Genomic DNA, 18,390 nt, shown 5'->3' with positions numbered 1-18,390 from the left:
CATGAACGTACACGCAACCGACGTGCCCATGGTCCGGGCCGAGAGCGTCTCGAAGTCGTACGGCTCGAACCTCGTGCTGAAGTCGATCTCGCTCGAGGTGCAGCGCGGCGAAGTGCTCTGCCTCGTCGGCCCCTCGGGGTCGGGCAAGTCGACCTTCCTACGCTGCATCAACCACCTCGAGACCGTCAATGCCGGCCGCCTCTTCGTCGACGGCGACATCGTCGGCTACCGGCAGCAGGGCGACAAGCTCTACGAGATGCACCCGCGCGAGGCGGCGAAGCAGCGCCGCGACATCGGCATGGTGTTCCAGCGCTTCAACCTGTTTCCGCACATGACGGCGCTCGAGAACGTGATGCTCGCCCCCGACCTGCTCAGGAAGGCCGGAAAGGCGCAGCTCAAGGCGCGCGCGATGGAGCTGCTCGCCCGCGTCGGTCTCGCCGACCGGCACGACTACTATCCGGCGCACCTGTCGGGCGGTCAGCAACAGCGCGTCGCGATCGCCCGTGCGCTCGCGATGGAGCCGAAGCTCATGCTGTTCGACGAGCCCACCTCGGCGCTCGACCCCGAGCTCGTCGGCGAGGTGCTCGACGTGATGAAGGGCCTCGCCGAGAGCGGAATGACCATGATCGTCGTGACCCACGAGATGGGCTTCGCCCGCGAGGTCGCCGACAAGCTCGTATTCATGGACGGCGGCGTGGTCGTCGAAGAGGGCGACCCGACCGAGGTGCTCACGAACCCGCAGCGGGAGCGCACGAAGGCCTTCCTCTCGAAGGTGCTGTAGCAGACACGGAAGGGCGGCGAGGAATTCACCTCGCCGCCCTTCCGCTGTGCCGGGGCGCCCGGAATCGTGGCCCTACGCGTTCACCCCGAGGTCCTTCTTGATCTTCGTGGTCGACACGCCCTCGGTGCGGTCGAGGTAGACGACCTCGCAGTAGTCGCGCAGCACCTCGAAGCGGGGGTCGCCCTCCCAGTCGCCGCCCATGACGACGGCATCGATCTCGTACTTCTGCACGTCTCGGATCTTCTGGTCCCACGCCTCCTCCGGGATCACGAGGTCGACGTAGCGGACCGCCTCGAGCATATTCTTGCGCGTCGCGAAGTCGTGGTACGTCTTCTTGCCCTTGCCGGCGTTGAACTCCTCGGTCGAAGCTGCGACCACGAGATAGTCTCCGAGGTCCCTGGCCCGCTTGAGCAGACGGATGTGCCCCCAGTGCAGGAGGTCGAAGGTGCCGTAGGTGAGGATCCGCTTCATGCCCCCAATAGTACGGGCCCGGGCAATGCTTTCATCCTGAACGCGCGCGGCGTAGTCTGGAGGCCAGAGGCCCGCCTCCGCGGGCGACCGATGAGAGCGAGGGACTGCGATGTCGACCAGCGAGCAGCGCGATCACGACCACGAGTCCGACCCGGCCCACGTGCCCGGCGACGGCTGGGTGGACGAGGGCGGGGCATCCCATCTCGGCCCGGCGACCCATACCGGATCGGGTCATCCGCACCCCGCCGAGCATCAGGAGGATGACGAGACGGCGGAGTCTGAGAACTGACGGTTCTCGCAGCGCCCGCGTGACCCGCCCGGCCCGCCCCCATTGATAGTCTGATGCCGAGCAATGAAGACGGGCGGGCGATCATGGGTGTTCATCGAGACGGGCAGCAGCCCTTCGACGCGTCCGCGTTCCTCGACGCGAACTCCGAGGCGCGGTCGCGGTACGGCAGATTCAACCTCGCCGTCATCGGCGGCACCGGGGTCGGCAAGTCGTCGCTCGTCAATGCGGTCTTCGGTCGGGACCTCGCGAAGGTCGGCACCGGCCTGCCCGTCACCCGCGGCGTGCAGTACTATCACGATGACTCGCTCGGCATCTGGGACATCGAGGGCTTCGAGATCGGCTCGGCCGTGGCGCCCGCCGAGCAGTTGCGGCACCACCTCGAGCTGATCGCCGCGCGCCCGGCGAACGAGCAGGTCGCGGTCGTCTGGTATTGCCTGAAGGCGAACGACGACCGCCTGACGCCCGCCGACATCGGCATGATCCGCGAGCTCGCGGCGCAGGGGCTCCCCGTCATCCTCGTGCTCACCAAGGTCGACTGGATCAGGCACCCGATCACCGGCAAGTATTCGGTCGCGCAGGGGCTCGAACGGTTCGTCGACTGGCTCGAGCATCCCGTCGATGAGCACGGCCGCCCGATCGAGCTCCCCGTCGAACGGGTCATGCTCACCTCGACGACCGACCCTCGCGGGAAGGGCAACGGGCACGGGCTCGGTGAGCTTGTCACGGAGACCCTCAACCTGTCCCCCGAAAGTGCCAAGGACGCGTTTCGCATCGCGCAACGGCTCAACCTCCCCTGGAAGCGGGAGATGGCGCGCCCCGTCATCAGCGGAGCCGCCGGTCTGGCCGCCGCGGCCGCGGCCACGCCGATCCCGGTCGCGGACGCGGTGGCCCTGGCGCCGATCCAGATCGGAATGATGGGCCGCATCGCCGCCATCTACGACCTGGAGCTGAAGACCATGATGTCGGCGGGGGCGCTCGCCCAGATCGGCGTGCAGATCTCGGGCCAGGCGCTGGCACGCAGCTTCATCAAGCTCGTTCCCGGCGCCGGCAGCGCGGTGAACGCCGGGGTCGCGTTCTCGCTGACGGCGGCGACCGGGGAAGGGTGGATGCGGCTGTGCGAGCAGGTGCACACGGGCAAGCTCGACCCGGGGCGCATCTCGGAGTCCTGGAAGGACTACGCACCGGGCCTGCTCGATGTCGTGCGGAAGATGACCGAGCAGCGCATCGGCAGACGCTCGGGCCGCCCGTGATCGCGGAGCTAGGCTGAAGCCATGACCGAGTTCAGCCAGATCGTGCGCAAATGGGTGAAGCCCGAAGACCTCAATCAGCACGGGGCGCTGTTCGGCGGGCGCCTGCTGCAGTGGGTCGACGAGGAGGCCGCGATCATCGCCGTCGCGCAGCTCGGTACGATCGATGTCGTGACCCGGCACATGTCGGCCGTGAGCTTCTCGTCGCGCGCCGACCGCGGCGACCTGCTCGAGCTCGAGTTCCGCATCGTCTCGTTCGGCACGAGCTCGCTCACGGTCAGCTGCCGCGTCGACAACGCCGTGACCGGGCAGGAGGTGCTGACCCTCGAGCGCATCGTCTTCGTCGCGGTCGACGGCAGCGGCCACTCGATCGCGCACGGCCGCACCGAGGCGACGGTCGGCACCGAGCGGCTGCGCGAGGGGCGGCGCGGCCCCGCGGCCGCGCACGGTCGGTAGGGCTTCGGTTCGGCCGTCGAAGCAGAGGAGCACACGATGCCGCGCATGCTCATCGCAGGTGACAAGTTCAAGGGATCGGCTTCGGCGCGCACCGTCGCCGAAGCTCTCTCCAGGGGTATCGCCGCGGCCGCGCCGGAAGCCGAGGTCGTCGCCCTTCCCATCGCCGACGGAGGCGACGGCACCATCGACGCCGCGCTCGCCGCGGGTTTCGTCGAGCACCGCAGCGCCGTGACCGGCGCGTACGGGGAGCGTCGGGATGCCCGGTTCGCCGTCGAGCCGGCCTCGGGCACCGCGGTCATCGAGGTCGCCGAGGCCTGCGGCCTGCGCGACGTCTCCGCCGCACGTCTCGCCTCAGCGGCGCTCGACGCCGGTGCGCGCAGCGTCGTGCTCGGCCTCGGCGGCAGTGCGACGAGCGACGGCGGTCTCGGCATGATGCGCGCGCTGGGCGTGCGCGTGCTGGCAGCCGATGGCGCCCCGATCGATCGGCTCGACGAGGCCGCACTGCGCGGGGCGACCTTCGACGCCTCCGGCCTCGACCCGCGGCTCGCCGGTCTCGCGGTGCAGATCGCCTGCGACGTCACGAACCCGCTCACGGGGCCCGACGGCGCCGCTGCGGTGTACGGGCCGCAGAAGGGGCTCGCGCCCGAGCAGGTGCCCGAGGTCGACGCGGCGCTGCACCTCTTCGGGGCGATGGTGGAGCGCGCGCTCGGCGCGGAGCCCGGCGCCTGGGCCGAGGCGCCCGGCGCCGGCGCCGCGGGCGGGCTCGGCTTCGGGGCGCTCGCCGTGCTCGGCGGCGAGATGCGCTCGGGCATCGATCTGGTGCTCGACCTCGTCGGGTTCGACGACGCGCTCGTCGGCGCCGATCTGGTCATCACGAGCGAGGGGCGCCTCGATGCCCAGACGCTCAGCGGGAAAGCCCCGGCCGGCGTGCTGCGTCGCTCGAGAGAGGTACCGGTGGTCGTGGTGTGCGGGTCGAGCGATCTCACGGCCGCCGAGGTCCGTGGCGCGGGCTTCGCGGAGGTCTACGAGCTCGTGGCGCTCGAACCCGATGCCGCCGCATGCATCGCCGCTCCCGAACCGTTGCTCGAAGTGATCGGGCGCCGCATCGGGACGGCGCTGCGCTCCGGGTAGGCGCCGACGAATCGCATCCGAGGGCGCGAGATGCGGCCCGAACTACGGCAGAATGAAGCTATTCGCGATAGATCAGCGATGCGCCGGCGGTACGCCTGCGACCACGTGAGCAAAGGGGACCCCACCATGTCGAAGCCCTCGACTTCAGAAACTGCCGCGACAGCGCAGCGCAGCGCGGGCGACAGCCTGCGCATCGCGCTCGGCGTCGGCGGCCTGATCGCCTTCGTGCTCGGCCTGCTCGTGCTCTTCGCACCGGCCCCGTCGGCGAAGGCCGCCGCGGGCACCGCAGCCGCGCTGCTCGCCCTCTACGCGCTCATCACGGGCGTCGTCTACGTGGGCACCTCGATCTTCTCGAAGACGCTCGGCGGTTGGGCGCGCACGGGCCACGTCCTGCTCGGGGTGCTCTACATCGTCGGCGGCGTGATCATGATGTCGAACCTGCTCGCGACCGGCACGCTCGTCTTCCTCTTCATCACCATCACCATCGGCGTGCTGTGGCTGTTCGAGGGCATCATGGCCTTCTCGCTCGTCAGCAAGAGCGAGAACAAGGTCTGGGGCATCATCTACGGCGTCATCAGCGTGCTCGCCGGTCTCACCATGATGTTCTCGCCGCTGCTGAGCGCTGCGGTGCTGTGGATCATGCTCGGCGCGTCGATGGTCGTGCTCGGCGCGGCGCAGAGCGTACGCGCCTTCATGATGAAGTCGAACGGCTGAGGCCCGTGGGCTACCGCATCGCCTCGAGCGAGGCCGCGGTGATCTCATCGTCACCGGCCGCGAGCGCGATGTACTTGCGCAGCACGACGAGCGACGACGACGCCTTGTCGAACTCCGCGGCGACGAAGCGGTCGGTACCGATGAGGGCGAGCGCCTCGAGCGCCGGCATGACGGCCCCGCGCAGCTGGTCGCGGCGGTCGGCGGGCACGATCTGCCGCAGCTCATCCATCGACGTGAACAGGGGCAGCACCAGCTGCCCCTTCGTCGAACGGATGGTGCGGATGCGCGTGCCCTTCTTCTTCGAGGCCGCGCCGGTCACATCGACGACGAGGTAGCCCTCGCGCAGCGCGAGCAGAAAGGCCGCGAGATGCTCGTAATCGGGAATCGCCTGCAACTCGCGCAGCGCGGTGCGCACCGCCTCGTTGGCGTAGTCGGCATGGACTTCCTCGGGAATGCTCGGGGTATCGGCCATGCGCTCCAGCCTACTGGCCGACCGCGGCCGAGCGGCGGCGCCCGTGAGGCGGCGCTCCGCCCGAGAATGCGAACACCCCACGAACCCCGGAGGAAGCAGTGACCGGAACCGGCATCGCGTCAGTGATCGCGATCGTCTTCATCATCATCGAGTACCTCGTGAAGATCATCGCGATCGGGGTGGTGCCCGAGAACCGCAAGCCCTCGTCCTCGATGGGCTGGCTCCTGCTGATCCTCTTCCTGCCGATCGTCGGCGTGCCGCTGTTCCTCATCCTCGGCAGCCCGTACGTGGACCGCCGGCGCGCCGCCATCCAGGCCGAGGCGAACAAGATCCTCGCCGAGGGCACGAGCGCGGTGCCGCCGGTGCCCGAATCGGTCTCGCTGCCGGCAGACCTGACAGGGATCGTGGAGCTGTCGCGATCCCTCACCGCGCTGCCCATGGTCACCGGTCGCAACCACGGCGTCGAGCGCGACTACGAGGCCGGCATCGCGCGCATGACGCGGCTCGCGGAGCAGGCGGTCGAGTCGATCCATGTCGAGATCTACATCATGGCCCGCGACGCCGTGACCGAACCGTTCTTCCGGGCGCTCGAAGAGGCCGTGCGGCGCGGCGTGCGGGTGCGGGTGCTGCTCGACCACCTCGGCTCGCGCAAGTACGACGGCTTCAAGCAGTTTCTGCAGAGCATGACGGATGCGGGCATCGAGTGGCGTCTGATGCTGCCTTTCCTGCCGCTCCAGGGCCGCATGCGCCGCATCGACCTGCGCAATCATCGCAAGCTCATGGTGGTCGACGGCAGAACGGCGATCATGGGGTCGCAGAATCTGATCGCCGCCTCGTACGGGTCGGCGAAGAACGAGCGCGTCGGGCGCTTCTGGAACGACATCAGCGTCGAGCTGAGCGGCGAGATCGTCGCCTCGCTCGAGGCGGTGTTCGCGGTCGACTGGTTCACCGAGAGCGGCGAGCTCATCGACGTGCACGCCTACCGCCCCGAGGCGGGCGGGAGGCCCGGGGCGGCCCCGCGCTTCGTCGCCTCCGGGCCGGCCCCTGCGGTCGGCGGAGACGTCAACGCCGTGCAGCTCATCCCGTCGGGCCCGGGCTTCCGCACCGAACCCAACCTGAAGGCCTTCACCTCGCTCATCTACACGGCGAAGCGGCGGCTCGCGATCGTGAGCCCGTACTTCGTGCCCGACGAGTCGATCCTCGCCGCGATCACCACCGCGGCGTACCGCGGCGTGCAGGTCGAGCTCTACGTCAGCGCGGTCGCCGATCAGTTCATGGTGGATCGCGCGCAGTCGTCGTACTACCAGTCGCTGCTCGACGCCGGCGTGACGATCCACCTGTACCCGCAGCCCGAGGTGCTGCACACGAAGTGCTTCCTCATCGACGACACCTGCGCCGTCATGGGGTCGTCGAACATGGATATGCGCTCGTTCGGCCTCAACTACGAGATCAGCCTGCTCGCCTACGGCGGCGATATCGTCGCGCAGATCGGCGACGTGATCGCGGGGTACGCGGCCCGCAGCACCGTGCTCGACGCGCAGGCGTGGCCGAAGCGCTCGCCCCTCAGGCGGTACACCGAGTCGGTGATGCGCCTGACCTCGGCGCTGCAGTAGCGGGCGGGCGCGGAGGCGGAGCGGCTCGCGGACCCGGTGCCGGCGTTCGACGTCGGAGCACCTCGCGGGGCTACTCGTCGCCGATGCCGCGGGCCGCGAGCGCCTCGCCCGTGAGCTGCGCGTGCGAGACGGTGCGCAGCACGAACGGCACGAGCCGGGCGCGCGGGCTGCGTTCGAGCCCTCGGGCGCGCGCGGCGGCCCGCGTTTCGTGCGCGATGCCGAGGATGCTCGGGATCGCGCGGATCACGAGCGAAAAGGCGAGCGCCACCCGTTCGGGGTCGACGCCGAAACGGCGCAGCGGCCCGAGGGCCCAGGTGATCGTGTCGAGCGTGTCCTCGACCGCCGTGGTCGCGGTGAGCGCGCTCGCCGCGAGGATGAGCGCGATGAGCGTGCCGACGACCTCGACGCCGCGCTCCCACCCGTGCTGCCAGGCCTGGAACGCGAAGAGCAGCGCCCCCACGATGAGAAAGCGGCTGAGCACCCGCCAGAGGTCGCGGCCGCGCAGGCCCGCGACGAGGGCGAGCGCGACGGCGATGATGAGCGCGACGACCGTGCTCGGCACCGAGCGCAGCGCCACGGCGGCGGTGGCGAAGACGAAGAGGCCGATGAGCTTCGCCCCCGGCCGTAGGCGGTGCAGCGGCGAGTCGCCCGGCAGGTAGGAGCCGAGCGGGCTGACGCCGCTCATGAGTGCGCCGCCAGCTCGCGGTAGTGCGCGATCGCCGTGTCGGGTGCGCCGTCGAAGGCGATGCGGCCGCCGTCGATGACGAGCGTGCGCTCGGCGCGGGCCGCGAGCTCGAGGTCGTGCGTCACGACGACGGTCTGCTGGGGCAGCCCCATGAGCAGGTCGCCGATCTTGCGGGCGTTGCGCAGGTCGAGCAGCGTGGTCGGTTCGTCGGCGACGACGATCGCCGGTTCGCCCGTCAGCACCGAGGCGATAGCGAGCAGCTGCTTCTGACCGCCCGACAGGGTGTGCACGCTGCGGTCGGCGAGGGCGTCGAGCCCGAACCGTTCGAGCGCCGCGAGCGCGGCCGCGTGCCGTTCGCGCTTGTCGCGATGCGAGCGGCGCAGCGACAGCGAGACGTCTTCGACGACGGTGGGCATGATGAGCTGGGCGGCCGGGTCGGTGAAGACGAAGCCGACGAGCCTGCGCACGGCCGCGCCGTCGCGCATCGTGTCGAGCGGAGGGCCGCCCGACGCCGACACGGTCACCGCGCCGCTGCTCGGTGCGACGAGCCCGTTGATGAGCCGAGCGAGCGTCGACTTGCCCGAGCCGTTGCCGCCGATGATCGAGATGCGCTGCTCGGAGAGCTCGAGGTTCGTCGGGTGCAGGATCGTGGCGTCGCCCGTGGGGGCGGTCACGGTCGCGCTGCGGAGTTCGATCACGGGGCGGGTCACCTTCGGGCGGCAGTTCGGGGCGCTACTTCGAGCGGGTGGGCAGGAGCGCGGGGAACGCTCGGTGCACGGCGGTCGCGACGAGGGCCATGAGGATGTTCTTGACGATGTCACCGGGGTAGAAGGTGAGGTCGAAGAGGAAGGCCTCGCGGAGCGCGAGCCCGCCGAACACCGACATGCCGAGGGGCCCGAGGGTGTGGATGAAGACGAGGCTCGAGGCGAAGCCGGCGGCGAAGGTGAGCGGGATGCTCGTGGCGAGCTTCTTGCGGGGCAGGCGCTCGACGATGAAGCCGCAGAGGGCGGCGGCGAGGGGGAACGCGACGAGGTAGCCGGCCGACGGGCCGACGAAGGGGGCGATGCCGGCCGAGCCGCCCGAGAACACGGGGAGGCCGATGGCGCCGGCCGCGAGGTAGAGCAGCACGGCGAGGAAGCCGCGCTTCGCGCCGAGCACCGCGCCGGCGAGCATGACGGCGAAGGTCTGCAGGGTGATGGGCACGAGGCCGCCGACGCTGATCGCGGGCAGCAGCGCGCAGACGGCGATGAGGGCGGCGAACGTCGCGATGAGGGCGAGGTCGGTCGCGGTGCCGCGCTTCTTGCGGGCGTGGGCGGCGTTCGCGGTGGTCGGCTGCTGGTCGGCGGTCGCGGTCACGAGGTCTCCTGGGGCGGTGTCTGAATCGGGGCAGGGATCGGCGGGATCGCGCTACCTGAACAGTGTTCTGGTGAACGGTGTTCAGGTTAGCGCTAGGCTGGGGGAATGCGCAACACCCTCGCCGATGTCGTGACCGCGGCGCTCGGCGTGCTCGACGCGCAGGGGCTCGAGGGATGCTCGATGCGTCGGGTGGCCGCCGCCCTCGACGTGCAGCCGAGCGCGCTCTACCATCACGTGCCGAACAAGCAGAGCCTGCTCGCGCTGATGGCCGACGAGATCGTCGGCCGCGTCGGCCGCCTGCACGACGCGCGCGCACTCTGCATCGCACTGCGTGATGCGATGCTCCGCGTGCGAGACGGCGCCGACGTCGTCGCCACCGCCGAGGCCTTCCGCCTCGGATCCTCCGAGATCGAGCGCAGTCTCGCCGAGATGGTCGGCGCCGACGGTGCGCGCACGCTGCTGCTCTTCACCTTCGGGCATGCGCAGTCGACGCAGACGCACCGGCAGGCCGCGCAGTTCGGCGCCCTGCTCGACGCCCCGCCCGCGGGCGGTCAGGCGCCGCCCGCGTTCGACCTCGACGCATCGTTCGGTCGCGGGCTCGACATCATCCTGCGCGGGCTCGTGCCCGACGCCGATACCCGCTGACGCCGCATGGAGGAGACGCTGTGACCACTGCCCCGAACCCGCGAGCGCGCGAGACGCCGACCGATCCCGAGGTGCTCCTCGTCGGAGAGGCGCTCGTCGACATCGTGCACCGCGCCGACGGCACGCACGACGAGAGCCCCGGCGGCAGCCCGGCGAACGTCGCGCTCGCGCTCGGCCGACTCGGGCGCTCGCCGCGACTGCTCACCTCGCTCGGCGACGACGAGCGGGGGCGCACGGTGCGCGAGTGGCTCGCGGCCTCGGGGGTCGCAGTGCTCGGCAGCCCCGGCGCCCGCACCGCGACCGCTACGGCCCTGCTCGACGAGACGGGCGCCGCGACCTACGAGTTCGATCTCGTGTGGAATTTCGATGCCGCCGATGCCGGCCGGCCCGACGTGCTGCATGCCGGGTCGATCGGCGCGTTCCTGATGCCCGGCGCCGACGAGCTGTCGCGGCTGGTCGACGAGCTGCGGGGCCGCGCCCTCATCGGCTACGACCCGAACATCAGGCCGGCGCTCATCGGCGGCGCGGACGCCGAGGCCGGGGCGGTGCGCGAGCGGGTGCGCTCGCTCATCGCCCGCTCCGACGTCGTGAAGGCGAGCGACGAAGACATCGCGTGGTTGCATCCGGGGGAGGATCCGGTCGCAGTCGCGCATCGTTGGGCGGCCGCGGGGCCGGCGCTCGTCGTCGTCACGCGCGGTGCCGAGGGCGTCGTCGCCGTACGCGGCGGTGCCGGTGCGGGCGCGCCTGCCGGGCGCACCGAGCTGACGGTCGCGGGCGTGCCCGTCGACGTCGTCGACACGGTCGGCGCGGGCGATACCTTCATGGGCGCGCTGCTCGACGGGCTGCTCTCGGCGGGCGCCTACGGGGCTGAGGCCCGCGCGGCGCTCGGTGCGCTGCGCGACGCCGAACTCGCGGTGCTGCTCGAACGCAGCGCGCAGGCGGCGGCGATCACGGTGAGCCGGGCGGGCGCGAACCCGCCGACGCTCGCCGAGCTCGACGCCGCCCGGCGATCCCTGTAGAGGCGCCCGAGGCGCCCGCGGCCCGCGCGAGCTCAGTCGGAGATGAGACGTCATTCGGACGAATCGGCCGCAGAACGTCCGAACGAGCTGCAGAATCCGAATGAACCCACGCGCCCACGGCACGGGGCATGAGCGCGCCAGGGATCGCCGGCAGCCGGCCAGCCGCCCTAGAACAGCGTGTTCTTGTCCTCCATGCCGCGCATCGCGTCGTAGTCGAGCACGAGGCAGCGGATGCCCCGGTCCTCGGCGAGCGTACGGGCCTGCGGCTTGATCTCCTGCGCCGCGAAGACGCCCTGCACCGGCGCGAGCACCGGGTCGCGGTTCATGAGCTCGAGGTAGCGGGTGAGCTGCTCGACGCCGTCGATCTCGCCGCGCCGCTTGATCTCGATCGCGACCGAGGCGCCCGCCGCGTCGCGGGCGAGGATGTCGACCGGACCGATCGCGGTCATGTACTCGCGCCGCACCAGAGTGTGGCCGTCGCCCACGAGGCCGATCTGCTCGGCGAGCAGCTCTTGCAGGTGCGCTTCGACGCCGTCCTTGATGAGGCCCGGGTCGATGCCGAGGTCGTGCGACGTGTCGTGGATGATCTCGAAGAGCGACACCACGAGCTTGTCGGCGGTCTTCTTGTGCGTGACCTCCCACGCCTCGACGATGCCGGCGGCCTGCTGCTCGTCGTCGAGCTCGAGCGGGGCGAGCGTGCAGGGCGGGCTCATCCAGTTGAGCGGCTTGTACGACCCGCCATCGGAGTGCACCAGGATGGAGCCGTCGTTCTTGAGCATGAGCACGCGCTTCGCCCGCGGCAGGTGGGCCGACAGGCGCCCGGCATAGTCAACGGAGCAGTCTGCAACAACGATTCGCACCGCGGTAGTCTACCCCGGCCGCCGCACGCGCGCCTGAGCGGGCGAGCGGCCCGCGCCGTCTACGCGTGCGGCCGCGGCCTCGCGACCCCGGCCGCGACGACGACGTAGATCGCGAACGGCACCAGCGCCCAGAACGCCGTGAGCAGGCCGAAGTGATCGCCGAGAAAGCCGAAGGCGAGCGGGCCCACGAGCATCGACCCGTACCCGATGCCCGCGACGGCCGCGACGGCGCGCGCCGCGTGCTCGGGGTCGTCGGCCGCCGCCGAGAGGGTGACGGGCCAGCCGAGCGCGCTGCCGATGCCCCAGCACACGACGCCGACGACGGCTGCGGCGGTGCCCGGCACGAGGATGAGCAGCACGACGCCGATCGCGGCGAGCGCGGCCGAGGCGCGCAGCATCGTCACCCGGCCGAAGCGCCCGAGCAGCCACGAGCCGACGATGCGTGTCGCGAGCGCCGCGAAGAAGAACACGCTGAGCATGGTCGCGCCGAGGTCGTTGCCGAGACCGCGGCCGTCGACGAGTGCGAGCGGCAGCCAGTCGGCGGCGGTGCCCTCGAAGATGCCGAACGCGAGCGTGATGACGCCGATCACGATGAGGCGCGGGTCGCGCCAGGGCGAGTACCTGCGCGGCCCGGGGCGAAGGGCGGGCGACGCGGCGCCCGCTGAGCCGTGCTCATCGGGGATGATCGGGATCGCGCCGGTGTGGGTGACGACGGGGTCGGCTCCGGTGTGCGCGACGACCGGCACCGGCCCGGTGATGGCGAGCGCGGGGTCGGCGCCGCCGCTGGTCGCCGCCCGGCGCACCGCGAGCTCGTCGTGGGGGAGGGCGCGCAGGAGGAGCAGGAGCACCACCGCGCTCGCCGCCATGACGATCGCCAGGTGCACCGGTACGGGCACCGCGGCCGCCTCCGCGGCCGCGCCGATGCCGGTCGCGGCGACGGCGCCGAGGCTGTAGCCCGCGTGCATGAGGGGCATGCGCGGCTTGCCGAGCGCCGCTTCGGCGTTGGCGCCGCTCACGCTGATGGCGACATCGCAGATGCTGAAGGCGAAGCCGAACGCGAAGAGCAGGGCGAGCCCGACAGGGATCGCCCACCCCAGCAGCACCGCGGCCGCGCTCGGCAGCGCGACGGCGGCAGTGAGCCCGGCGACGAGCAGCACGCGCCGCGCCCCGAAGCGCTGGATGACGGTGCCCGAGATGATGAGGGCCGCGACGCTGCCGGCGGCGAGGCAGAGGCCGTAGAGTCCCATCTGCGACGCGCTCGCACCGAGCTGGTCGCGCACGGCGGGGAGACGGCTGAGCCAGGTGCCGAAGCTCAGGCCGACGAGCAGGAAGATGAAGGGCACGGCGCGCACCCAGCGGATGACCTCGGGGCGAGGCGAAGGGGAGCGGTCGGTCACACATCGAGTGTAGTCAGCGGAGCCGCCCGATTCTCTGCGCGATCTGGGGGCAATCTGCGCAGAACGGATCTGGGAACCCTCTGCGTGCAGTAGCGTTTGGCTGTGACTACCATTTCAGCGGCGAATGTTGAGGGCCTGCCCGAACGCTCCATCACCGACTTCGCCGAGGGCGATTTCCAGCGCACGGGGGTGCGCGGCAGTGGCGGCGAGATCGGCATGCAGGCCCGCGTGAGCGCGTTCGGGGCGATCATCGTCATCGAGGCATGGGGCTCGGGGTCGGAGATCGAGCGCCGACCGCTGCGGCCCGGCCTGCCGACCATCGACATCGTCTTCGTCGACGAGGGCGAGTTCGAGTACCTCGACGGCGCCGAGTGGCGCGTCTCGAGCGGGCCGCTCATGATCGCGCCGAGCGGGCTGCCGCGCCGCGTGCGCTTCCTCGGACCGTGGCGGTTCGTCGTCGTGCGCATCCCCCGCGAGGCGCTGCTCGCCTATGTGCCGATGCTGAACGACGAAGTCGGCGTCTACTCCGAGCTCACGGTGACCGAGCGCGCGATGCAGGGGTTCCTCGAGCAGGCCGTCGCGGGCGAAGCACTCGTCTCGGAGGGCGAGAGCCGCACCGTCGACCGCCTCGTGCTCGACATGGCGGGCACGCTCGTGCTCGGCCGGCAAGGGGCCGCGTGGCCGCAGGGCACGCCGCGCGCGGTGGTGCGCGAGCGGGCCCTCGCCGATATCGCCGGGAATGCGAGCGATGTGCGGTTCACACCGCAGGCCCTCGCGGCCCGCATCGGCGTCTCGCTCAGGCACCTGCAGGCGGTGTTCGCCGAGGCCGAGAGCTCGGTGGCGGCCGAGATCAGGCGCGAGCGCGCCCGTGTGGCGCGGTCGGTGCTGCAGGATGCCCGCTTCGATGCGCTCGACGTGCGCGAGGTCGCGGCGCAGGCGGGCTTCGGGTCGCCGGCCAGCATGCGGCGGGCGCTCGACGAGCTCTACGGGGTCGGGCCGAAGGAGTTGCGGATCGCCCGCTGACCCGGGGCGCGGCCTGCGCCCCCTACTCGTTGCCGGAGACCGCCCAGAGCGCTGCGCCTACGATGCCGGAGTTCTGGCGCATCGCGGCCGGGACGATGGGGGTGCGCAGATCGAGCAGCGGCAGGAACCGGTCGGCGCTCTGGCTGACGCTGCCGCCGACGATGAACAGGTCGGGCGAGAACAGGTGCTCGACATGGTCGAAGTAGCGCTGCAGGCGCTCCGCCCACTCGGGGTACGACAGGTCCTCGCGCACCCGGGCCGAGGTCGCCGCCCGCTTCTCGGCGTCGAAGCCGTCGAGCTCGAGGTGACCGAACTCGGTGTTCATGAGCAGCTTGCCGTCGAGGAAGAGGGCCGAACCGATCCCGGTGCCGAGCGCGATGAGCATCACGATGCCGGTCGCCCCGCGGCCCGCGCCGAGCCGCATCTCGGCCACGCCGGCCGCATCCGCGTCGTTCAGCGCGGCGACCGGGCGCCCGATGCGCGCGGAGAGCCGGTCGGCGAGGTTCACGCCGATCCAGGCCTTGTCGACGTTCGCGGCGGTGCCGACGACGCCGTGCTTGACGATTCCGGGGAAGGTGCAGCCGATCGGGCCGTCCCACTGCGCAGACTCGACGATCCGCGCGACCGTATCGAGCACCGCCTCGACGGTGGCCGGCTGCGGCGTCGGCAGCTGGAAGCGCTCGCCCGCGAGTGCTCCGGTGGTCACGTCGACGATCGCGCCCTTGATGCCGGTGCCCCCGATGTCGAGCCCCAATGCCTGAACCATGCCGTTCGCCTCCGGTCGGTGGGGCGGCCGTCGGGTGGTCGCCCCCACAGCACAAGAGTGTTCCCTACGCGCGATGCCGGGTCAAACATGGCCGGGCCGAGGCCCGGGCCGGGGCCGGGAAGAATGCCCGGGTTCGCGCTGCCGGCCCCGCCCGTCGACGAGCGCACTCCGGGATACCGCGCATGTGGAGGATGCGGCCCGTCGTCGCGGGCAATACGCTGTGCGCATGGGTGTCAGTGCGGCAGCAGCGGAGTCTCGTCGGATGCGCACGGTCGGCGTCGTCGTCGCGACCGTCCTCATGATCGGGGTCGGCGCGTGCGCACCCGCCGCCGACCCGGTGCTCGAACCGCGCGCCCACGGGGCGGCATGGCAGGCCGAGAGCTTCGCCTCCGTGTACGAGCAGCGGGTCGAGTGGCGCGAGTGCGACGCCGATGACGGGCTCGACGCCGACCTGGCCGAGTCGCTCGAAGTATCGGGAGTCGAACCCGACGGCATCGCGTGCGGGGCCGTGACGGCGCCGTTCGACTGGAACGACCCCGAGAACGAGCAGACCATCGAGCTCGCGGTCGTGCGGGTGCCCGCGACGGGGGAGCCGCGGGGCACGCTGATCGGCAACCCCGGCGGGCCCGGTGCGACGGGCATCGACTTCATGCTCGGCATGGCGGCGGCCCCGGGCTTCGATCAGGTGCTCGAGCACTACGATCTGCTCGGGTTCGACCCGCGCGGCATCGGGGCGAGCACTCCGATCGACTGCGATGCGGGAGTCTCGGAGCTGCCCGAGATCCAGCTCGGCGAGTGCATCGCCGAGCACCCCCTGACCCGCACGATGGGCACCGTGCAGGTCGCGCGCGACATGGAGCTGCTGCGCGCGCTGCAGGGAGCCGAGAAGCTCGACTACCTCGGCTACTCGTACGGCACCATGCTCGGTGCGACGTACGCGAGCATCTTCCCCGAGCGGGTCGGGCGCATGGTGCTCGACAGCGCCGAGAACGCCGAGTGGGCGAGCCCGATCCACTCCTTCGAGCAGCAGGTCGCGATCGCGAAGGCCGTCGTCGCGCTCGCGACCGACTGCCGCACCGAGTACGCCGATGAGGTCGAGGTGTGCCCGTTCGACTCCGAGGCGTCGGTGCTCGCGGTGCTCGAACGCTTGCAGACCGAGCCGCTCGTCGCGAGCGACGGCACCGAGATCACGGGTGCCGACCTCTACGGGTATCTGACGGGCGCCCTGTACTCGAGCCATTACGGGCGAGGGATCGTGCTCGACACCGTCGCGCTCGCGCTCTTCGGCGACCAGGAGGCGATCGATGCGCTCGGCGCAGAGGTCTCGGGCGGCAGCGCCGATCTGGCGATGCGCGTGGTCAGCTGCCATTCCTTCCCCATCGAACCCGACATTCCGGGCCTGCTCGCCCACGTCGAGCGGGTCGGCGTGCCGCGGCTCATGGGCGGCCCCGAGATCACCGACGAGGTGCTCGCGCCGTTCGTCGATCTGTCGTGCTACGCGCTGCCCGAGAGCGGGCTCGACGTCACCGAGTCGTTCGACGCGGCGGGCGCCGACCCGATCCTCGTCATCGGCATCACCGGCGACCACGCGACGCCGTACCCGTACGCGCAGGAGCTCGTGGACGAGCTCGGCCCGGCGACCCTGCTCACGCTCGACGGTCAGGGGCACGCGGCCTCGTTCAGCGACCGTTCGAGCTGCATCGACGCTGCGGTCACCGCCTACCTCGTGGCAGGCGAGATGCCCGCGACGGGCACCGTCTGCACCGACGACTGACGCGGCCGGCCGCGCGCATCGTGGCGCCTCGACGTCTCGCCCGGGCTGCGTGCGCACCCAGCTTGCGCGCCGCCGATGCAACTTGCGCAACGAGGGCGGAAGCGCACTCCGGGTACCCCGGAGGGTCGATATATTCGACCCGATTGGACTGTGTCCAGAACTTGGGGATCGAAGGAGATGGACGATGGGAAAACGGATCTTCGCGAGCGCGGCTGCGCTCGCCGTCGCAGGGCTGCTGCTGAGCGCGTGCGCCCCGGCCGCAGATGACTCGCCGAGCGGCGTGCAGGCGGAATCGTTCCCGGCCGTGTACGCGCAGACGATCGACTGGGGCGAGTGCGATGCCGACTACGGCCTCCACGACACCGGTCGCGAGCGTCTGCGAGAGGAGGGCGTCGCGCACGAGACCTTCGAATGCGCCATGATCACGGCCCCCATCGACTGGAACGACCCGAAGAACCACGGCACCATCGAGCTCGCCGTCGTGCACATCCCCGCGACGGGCGGCGAGAAGATCGGCACGCTTTTCGGCAACCCCGGCGGTCCGGGCGCCAGCGGGATCGACTACACCTTCGGCATGACCGTCTCGTCGGCGTTCCAGCAGGTGATGGAGCAGTACGACCTGATCGGCTTCGACCCGCGCGGCATCGGCCGCAGCACGCCGATCGAGTGCGAGCAGATGTCGAACGTGCGCGAACTGCAGCTCGCTCTCTGCGCCGCCGAGCAGCCGCTCGCGCACTCGATGGGCACGTCGCAGGTCGCCCGCGACATGGATCTGCTGCGCGCGCTGCAGGGCGAGCCGAAGCTCGACTACCTCGGCTACTCGTACGGCACCATACTCGGGGCGACCTACTCGACGCTGTTCCCGGAGCGCGTGGGGCGCATGGTGCTCGACAGCGCCCCCGACGACACGTGGGCCGCGCCGACCGGCAACTACACGCAGTCGCTCGCCATGGTCGCCGAGATCGATGCGATGCTCGCGAACTGCGGCACGCTCTACGAGGTCGAGGTGTGCCCGCTGCGGAGCGACGACGACCTGGGGGCGAAGATGCAGCAGCTCGCGGAGCAGCCGCTCGTCGCGAGCGACGGCACTGAGATCGACGGCTGGACGCTCTTCTCCTACCTGCAGACCGGGCTCTACGGCCGCGACGTCGGCCGCCCGGTGGTGCTCGACACCGTGGGTGCGGCACTCGCGGGCGACCAGCAGGGCATCGACGCCATCGCCGAGGCGCTCGCGGGCGGCGGGGCGTCCGTGAGCTTCGCCGGCCAGATCGTCGGCTGCCACTCCCTGCCGCAGGATCCGGACATTCTCGGACTCATCGAGACCATCGAGAAGATGGGTGCGCCGGAGCTCTTGGGCGGCCCCGAGATCTCCGAGGAGTTCGTCGCGCAGTACGCCGACATCTCGTGCGGTGCGCTGCCCGAATCGGGCGACGACCTCGAATCGTTCTCGGCGCCGGAGGGTACGACGGTGCTTGTGCTCGGCGTCACCGGCGACCATGCGACGCCGTACGAGAACGGGCGTCATCTCGCGGCGCAGATGGGCAACACCCGCTTCGTCACGCTCGAGGGCCACGGGCACGGCGCCAGCTACACCGACCGCTCGACGTGCATCGACGACGCGGTCACGCAGTTCCTGCTCGCGGGCGAGCTGCCCGAGCAGGGGCTGGTCTGCCAGACGGACTGATCCGCAC

At 71.0% G+C, this 18,390-nt stretch carries 20 protein-coding genes; 12 read left to right on the top strand and 8 right to left on the bottom strand.

Annotated elements, in window-relative coordinates; genetic code table 11:
* The first annotated feature begins 1 nt into the window (after position 1).
* On the top strand, positions 2-781 hold the full coding sequence (locus ACUYTF_RS04540) for an ATP-binding cassette domain-containing protein (protein ID WP_434142882.1): 780 nt from the start codon (positions 2-4) through the stop codon (positions 779-781).
* 72 nt (positions 782-853) lie between these two features.
* On the opposite strand, the gene tagD is transcribed toward ACUYTF_RS04540, so the two are convergent.
* Positions 854-1,252, bottom strand: a complete 399-nt coding sequence (tagD, locus tag ACUYTF_RS04535) for a glycerol-3-phosphate cytidylyltransferase (RefSeq protein ID WP_434142883.1) — start codon at positions 1,250-1,252, stop codon at positions 854-856.
* A gap of 109 nt (positions 1,253-1,361) precedes the next feature.
* Between tagD and ACUYTF_RS04530 the strand changes: the two genes are divergently transcribed.
* From ACUYTF_RS04530 to ACUYTF_RS04510, 5 genes are all read left to right on the top strand, one after another.
* Positions 1,362-1,541, top strand: a complete 180-nt coding sequence (locus ACUYTF_RS04530) for a hypothetical protein (protein WP_434142885.1) — start codon at positions 1,362-1,364, stop codon at positions 1,539-1,541.
* 53 nt (positions 1,542-1,594) lie between these two features.
* Positions 1,595-2,791: a GTPase family protein gene (locus ACUYTF_RS04525; protein ID WP_449279372.1), complete on the top strand. Its 1,197-nt coding sequence runs from the start codon at positions 1,595-1,597 to the stop codon at positions 2,789-2,791.
* A 21-nt stretch (positions 2,792-2,812) separates the two neighbouring features.
* Positions 2,813-3,244, top strand: a complete 432-nt coding sequence (locus tag ACUYTF_RS04520; RefSeq protein WP_449279371.1) for an acyl-CoA thioesterase — start codon at positions 2,813-2,815, stop codon at positions 3,242-3,244.
* A 36-nt stretch (positions 3,245-3,280) separates the two neighbouring features.
* On the top strand, positions 3,281-4,375 hold the full coding sequence (locus ACUYTF_RS04515; RefSeq protein WP_449279370.1) for a glycerate kinase: 1,095 nt from the start codon (positions 3,281-3,283) through the stop codon (positions 4,373-4,375).
* 126 nt (positions 4,376-4,501) lie between these two features.
* On the top strand, positions 4,502-5,089 hold the full coding sequence (locus ACUYTF_RS04510; protein WP_434142889.1) for a DUF308 domain-containing protein: 588 nt from the start codon (positions 4,502-4,504) through the stop codon (positions 5,087-5,089).
* A gap of 10 nt (positions 5,090-5,099) precedes the next feature.
* Here the strand turns inward: ACUYTF_RS04510 and ACUYTF_RS04505 are convergent, their stop codons facing one another.
* Complete coding sequence (locus ACUYTF_RS04505; RefSeq protein ID WP_434142891.1) at positions 5,100-5,561, bottom strand: SseB family protein; 462 nt, start codon at positions 5,559-5,561, stop codon at positions 5,100-5,102.
* Positions 5,562-5,659: 98 nt separating this feature from the next.
* Between ACUYTF_RS04505 and ACUYTF_RS04500 the strand changes: the two genes are divergently transcribed.
* On the top strand, positions 5,660-7,174 hold the full coding sequence (locus ACUYTF_RS04500; protein ID WP_434142892.1) for a phospholipase D-like domain-containing protein: 1,515 nt from the start codon (positions 5,660-5,662) through the stop codon (positions 7,172-7,174).
* 70 nt (positions 7,175-7,244) lie between these two features.
* Here ACUYTF_RS04500 and ACUYTF_RS04495 read toward each other — a convergent pair whose 3' ends face one another.
* The 3 genes from ACUYTF_RS04495 to ACUYTF_RS04485 are packed head-to-tail and all read right to left on the bottom strand — an operon-like array spanning position 7,245 to position 9,215.
* The gene (locus ACUYTF_RS04495) at positions 7,245-7,859 is read right to left on the bottom strand and encodes an energy-coupling factor transporter transmembrane component T family protein (protein WP_449279369.1); all 615 of its coding nucleotides are present in this window, start codon (positions 7,857-7,859) and stop codon (positions 7,245-7,247) included.
* Positions 7,856-8,557, bottom strand: coding sequence for an energy-coupling factor ABC transporter ATP-binding protein (locus ACUYTF_RS04490; protein WP_449279368.1), 702 nt, complete (start codon positions 8,555-8,557; stop codon positions 7,856-7,858). Before ACUYTF_RS04490 ends, ACUYTF_RS04495 begins: the two co-directional genes overlap by 4 nt.
* Positions 8,558-8,591: 34 nt before the next feature.
* Positions 8,592-9,215 carry a biotin transporter BioY gene (locus ACUYTF_RS04485; RefSeq protein ID WP_449279367.1) on the bottom strand — a complete coding sequence of 208 codons (624 nt, stop codon included), beginning with the start codon at positions 9,213-9,215 and terminating at the stop codon, positions 8,592-8,594.
* 105 nt (positions 9,216-9,320) lie between these two features.
* Here ACUYTF_RS04485 and ACUYTF_RS04480 point away from each other — a divergent pair, with 105 nt between their 5' ends.
* A complete protein-coding gene (locus ACUYTF_RS04480; protein WP_449279366.1) occupies positions 9,321-9,860 on the top strand; it encodes a TetR family transcriptional regulator in 540 nt (179 codons plus the stop codon).
* Positions 9,861-9,880: 20 nt separating this feature from the next.
* A complete protein-coding gene (locus ACUYTF_RS04475) occupies positions 9,881-10,879 on the top strand; it encodes a carbohydrate kinase family protein (RefSeq protein WP_449279365.1) in 999 nt (332 codons plus the stop codon).
* A gap of 167 nt (positions 10,880-11,046) precedes the next feature.
* Here ACUYTF_RS04475 and nucS read toward each other — a convergent pair whose 3' ends face one another.
* Together nucS and ACUYTF_RS04465 are read right to left on the bottom strand one after the other, a co-directional pair.
* Positions 11,047-11,739: an endonuclease NucS gene (nucS, locus tag ACUYTF_RS04470; protein WP_434142898.1), complete on the bottom strand. Its 693-nt coding sequence runs from the start codon at positions 11,737-11,739 to the stop codon at positions 11,047-11,049.
* A 59-nt stretch (positions 11,740-11,798) separates the two neighbouring features.
* Entirely contained in the window at positions 11,799-13,136 is a 1,338-nt protein-coding gene (locus tag ACUYTF_RS04465; protein WP_434142899.1) for an MFS transporter, read from the bottom strand.
* 102 nt (positions 13,137-13,238) lie between these two features.
* Between ACUYTF_RS04465 and ACUYTF_RS04460 the strand changes: the two genes are divergently transcribed.
* Positions 13,239-14,159, top strand: coding sequence for a helix-turn-helix domain-containing protein (locus ACUYTF_RS04460; protein WP_449279364.1), 921 nt, complete (start codon positions 13,239-13,241; stop codon positions 14,157-14,159).
* A 22-nt stretch (positions 14,160-14,181) separates the two neighbouring features.
* Here the strand turns inward: ACUYTF_RS04460 and ppgK are convergent, their stop codons facing one another.
* On the bottom strand, positions 14,182-14,925 hold the full coding sequence (gene ppgK, locus ACUYTF_RS04455; protein WP_449279363.1) for a polyphosphate--glucose phosphotransferase: 744 nt from the start codon (positions 14,923-14,925) through the stop codon (positions 14,182-14,184).
* A 226-nt stretch (positions 14,926-15,151) separates the two neighbouring features.
* Between ppgK and ACUYTF_RS04450 the strand changes: the two genes are divergently transcribed.
* Positions 15,152-16,699 carry an alpha/beta hydrolase gene (locus ACUYTF_RS04450; protein WP_449279362.1) on the top strand — a complete coding sequence of 516 codons (1,548 nt, stop codon included), beginning with the start codon at positions 15,152-15,154 and terminating at the stop codon, positions 16,697-16,699.
* A 184-nt stretch (positions 16,700-16,883) separates the two neighbouring features.
* Entirely contained in the window at positions 16,884-18,383 is a 1,500-nt protein-coding gene (locus tag ACUYTF_RS04445; protein WP_449279361.1) for an alpha/beta hydrolase, read from the top strand.
* Positions 18,384-18,390: the final 7 nt, after the last annotated feature.

The sequence above is a fragment of the Leucobacter sp. GX0328 genome (assembly GCF_053567315.1).
This window is presented reverse-complemented; position numbering and strand designations above follow the sequence as displayed.

What these genes read in the sequence shown, in the direction of transcription:
- ACUYTF_RS04510 (WP_434142889.1), top strand. Translation starts at nt 4,502, where the DNA reads ATGTCGAAGCCCTCGACTTCAGAAACTGCCGCGACAGCGCAGCGCAGC.
- ACUYTF_RS04525 (WP_449279372.1), top strand. Translation starts at nt 1,595, where the DNA reads ATGCCGAGCAATGAAGACGGGCGGGCGATCATGGGTGTTCATCGAGAC.
- tagD (WP_434142883.1), bottom strand. Translation starts at nt 1,252, where the DNA reads ATGAAGCGGATCCTCACCTACGGCACCTTCGACCTCCTGCACTGGGGG.
- ACUYTF_RS04505 (WP_434142891.1), bottom strand. Translation starts at nt 5,561, where the DNA reads ATGGCCGATACCCCGAGCATTCCCGAGGAAGTCCATGCCGACTACGCC.
- ACUYTF_RS04540 (WP_434142882.1), top strand. Translation starts at nt 2, where the DNA reads ATGAACGTACACGCAACCGACGTGCCCATGGTCCGGGCCGAGAGCGTC.
- ACUYTF_RS04530 (WP_434142885.1), top strand. Translation starts at nt 1,362, where the DNA reads ATGTCGACCAGCGAGCAGCGCGATCACGACCACGAGTCCGACCCGGCC.
- ACUYTF_RS04495 (WP_449279369.1), bottom strand. Translation starts at nt 7,859, where the DNA reads ATGAGCGGCGTCAGCCCGCTCGGCTCCTACCTGCCGGGCGACTCGCCG.
- ACUYTF_RS04520 (WP_449279371.1), top strand. Translation starts at nt 2,813, where the DNA reads ATGACCGAGTTCAGCCAGATCGTGCGCAAATGGGTGAAGCCCGAAGAC.
- ACUYTF_RS04480 (WP_449279366.1), top strand. Translation starts at nt 9,321, where the DNA reads ATGCGCAACACCCTCGCCGATGTCGTGACCGCGGCGCTCGGCGTGCTC.
- ACUYTF_RS04515 (WP_449279370.1), top strand. Translation starts at nt 3,281, where the DNA reads ATGCCGCGCATGCTCATCGCAGGTGACAAGTTCAAGGGATCGGCTTCG.
- ppgK (WP_449279363.1), bottom strand. Translation starts at nt 14,925, where the DNA reads ATGGTTCAGGCATTGGGGCTCGACATCGGGGGCACCGGCATCAAGGGC.
- ACUYTF_RS04450 (WP_449279362.1), top strand. Translation starts at nt 15,152, where the DNA reads ATGGGTGTCAGTGCGGCAGCAGCGGAGTCTCGTCGGATGCGCACGGTC.
- ACUYTF_RS04445 (WP_449279361.1), top strand. Translation starts at nt 16,884, where the DNA reads ATGGGAAAACGGATCTTCGCGAGCGCGGCTGCGCTCGCCGTCGCAGGG.